The organism is Pseudonocardia sp. SID8383, from assembly GCF_009864975.1.
Taxonomy (GTDB): Bacteria; Actinomycetota; Actinomycetes; order Mycobacteriales; family Pseudonocardiaceae; genus Pseudonocardia; species Pseudonocardia alni.
In genome coordinates this window covers 1-2631 of sequence record NZ_WWFY01000969.1, presented here as the reverse complement: position 1 = coordinate 2631, position 2631 = coordinate 1, and the positions used below count along the sequence as shown (strand labels likewise).

At 74.6% G+C, this 2631-nt stretch carries 3 protein-coding genes and 1 pseudogene; all 4 read left to right on the top strand.

Annotated elements, in window-relative coordinates; translation table 11 throughout:
• On the top strand, nt 1–436 hold a 436-nt coding region (locus GTW08_RS23120; RefSeq protein WP_161152522.1), incomplete at its 5' end, for a MarR family transcriptional regulator.
• 16 nt (nt 437–452) lie between these two features.
• Complete coding sequence (locus GTW08_RS23115) at nt 453–1439, top strand: ABC transporter ATP-binding protein (RefSeq protein WP_161152521.1); 987 nt, start codon at nt 453–455, stop codon at nt 1437–1439.
• Nucleotides 1436–2200 (top strand): ABC transporter permease, encoded by a 765-nt coding sequence (locus GTW08_RS23110; RefSeq protein ID WP_161152520.1) that lies wholly within the window; start codon nt 1436–1438, stop codon nt 2198–2200. Before GTW08_RS23115 ends, GTW08_RS23110 begins: the two co-directional genes overlap by 4 nt.
• A 165-nt stretch (nt 2201–2365) precedes the next feature.
• A pseudogene (locus GTW08_RS23105) lies at nt 2366–2631 on the top strand (haloacid dehalogenase); the annotation flags it as partial.

The window sequence follows — 2631 nt, the reverse complement described above, 5'->3', positions numbered from 1 at the left end:
GGTGGACGGCCCCGCGGAGTCGCTGGCCGACCTCGTCGTCCGAGCCGGGGCGGCGGTGCTCGCCGAACGCCGTCGGCGGACCGGGGGCCACGGCCTCGGTGTCACCGGGTTCGCGGTCCTCGACGTGCTGGAGCGGTGCGGCGGACTGGCCCAGCGCGAGCTCGCCGCCCGGGTCCGGGTCGCCCCGACCAGCCTGACCCCGGTCGTCGACGTGTTGGAGGCGGCGGGGCTGGTGGTCCGCCGCGGGGATCCGGCGGACCGGCGGGTCCGGCTCGTCGCGCTCACCGGCGCCGGGCGGGACCGGTGGCGCGACGCCCGCTCCGACGGGCGCGGACCGTGGCTGCGGGAGCCGTCGGACGGGCTCGACGACGCCGTCCGCGCTTACCTGCTCGCGGTGATCGCCGACCTGGAGCAGGATCGGCCCGACGTGACGTGATCGGCGGGGGAGTGCGATGGGACGGACCGCGGTCGAGGTGGTCGACCTGGTGAAGCGGTACCCGAAGGCGAAGGGCAACGCCGTCGACGGCCTGTCGTTCTCGGTGGCCGAGGGTGAGGTGTTCGGGCTGCTCGGGCCCAACGGCGCCGGGAAGACCACGACCGTCGGCGTGCTGACGACCCGCGTGGTGCCGACCTCGGGCACGGCCCGGGTCGCCGGGCTCGACGTGCGCGCCGACGCCGTCGCCGTCTGCGCGAAGCTGGCCGTCGTCCCGCAGCGCCAGAACCTGGACCGTTCCCTCGGTGTCCGCGACAACCTGGTCTTCCACGCCGCCTACCACGGCGTCGGGCGGGCGGAGCGCAATCGCCGCGCCGACGAACTGCTGGAGCGGATGGGGTTGACCGACAGGGCGAAGGCTGTCGCCGACGACCTGTCCGGCGGCCAGGCCCAGCGCGTCATGATCGCCCGCGGACTCATGCACTCCCCGGAGGTGCTGTTCCTCGACGAACCTTCGACCGGCCTGGACCCGCAGGCCCGGCTGTTCGTCCACGACCAGATCAGCGGGCTGCGCGACGAGGGCGTGACCGTCGTGCTCACCACCCACGACATGGACGAGGCGCACAAGCTGTCGGACCGGATCGGGATCGTCGACCACGGGCGGCTGCTCGCGCTGGACACCCCGGACGCGCTGGTCCGGTCGCTGCCGGGCAGCGCGACCGTGGAGATCGTCGCCGACCACGGGCCCGGTGCGGCGGAGACGCTGCGCGTGGCGCTGGCCGGGCTGGGCGGTGTCGCACGTGCCGAGACCCCGCCGGGCCGCGGCCCGGGGGAGAACGGCACCGCGTCGGCGTTCCGGCTGTCGGTCACCGCGGAGCCGGCGGCGCTGCTGGCACCGGCCGTCGACCTGCTCGGGCGGCACGGCGCCACGGTGCGCGACGTCAGCCTGGGGCAGGCGACGCTGGAGGACGTGTTCATCGACCTGACGGGCAGGGACCTGCGATGACCGGGCGTGCCTTCCTGGCGGTGCTGCGCCGCGATCTGTTCGTCACCGGCCGGGAGCTTCCGTCGTTCCTCGCGCAGACGCTGGTGCAGCCGTTCTTCTTCCTGCTGGTGTTCGTCGTGGTCCTCGGCCGCGGCGGCTTCGTGTCGCCCGAGTACGGGCAGATCATGCTGCCCGGCCTGATCGCGCTGAACGCGATGTTCGGCGCCCTGCAGGCGGTGACGCTGCCGCTGGTGTTCGAGCTGTCCTGGACGCGGGAGATCGACGACCGGCTGCTCGCGCCGATGCCCGTGTGGGCCGTCGCCGTCGAGAAGATCGCCTTCGCGGGGATGCGCGGCCTGCTCGCCAGTCTGCTGATGGTGCCCATCGGTTTCGCGATGATCGACATCCGGTGGCCGGCCGAGGGGCTGGCCCCCGCGCTGCTGATGGTGGTGCTCGGGAGCCTGCTCGGTGCGGCGATGGGGCTCACCATCGGCACCGCGGTGCCGCCGCGGCGGATCAACATCCTGTTCGCGGTGATCTTCACGCCGCTGCTGTTCACCGGCTCGGTGCAGTACCCGTGGCTCACCCTGGCCGACCTGCGCTGGTTCCAGGTGCTGTCGGCGGTGAATCCGCTGACCTACGTCAGCGAGGGGATCCGCGCGTCGCTGGTGCCGCAGGTCCCGCACATCCCGCTGTGGGTGTGCGTGCTCGTCCCGGTGGCGGCGATCGTGCTGTTCACCCTGCTGGGGATCCGCGGCTTCCTGCGCCGGGCCCTCGACTGAGCCGCGGCGGTCGAGCGGGCCGCAGCAGCACCGAGCCGCGGCGGTCGGTCGAGCGGCGACGCAGCAGCACCGAGCCGAGTGGTCGAGCGGCGAGCCTGCAGCACCGAGCCGCGGCGGAGCCCCGGTGCGCCCCGGGAGGCGGCGACACTCGGTACCGTCGGCCGGGTGGCGGACACCCGGACCCTGCGTGGCCTGATCGTCGACTACGGCGGGGTTCTCGACGACCCCGCCGACGGGGCCCTGCTGCTCGCCTACGCCCGTCGCGCCGCGGCCGCGGGGATCCGCACCGCGCTGTTCTCCGGCGCGCACGCGGTGCCCGACGAGGTCGCCGCGGCGTTCGGCACGGTGCTCCTCGGTGCGGTCCGCGGGGCCCGCAAGCCGAGCCCGGACTCCTTCGCCGCCGCCGCGGCCGAGCTGGGCCTGCCCGCGGG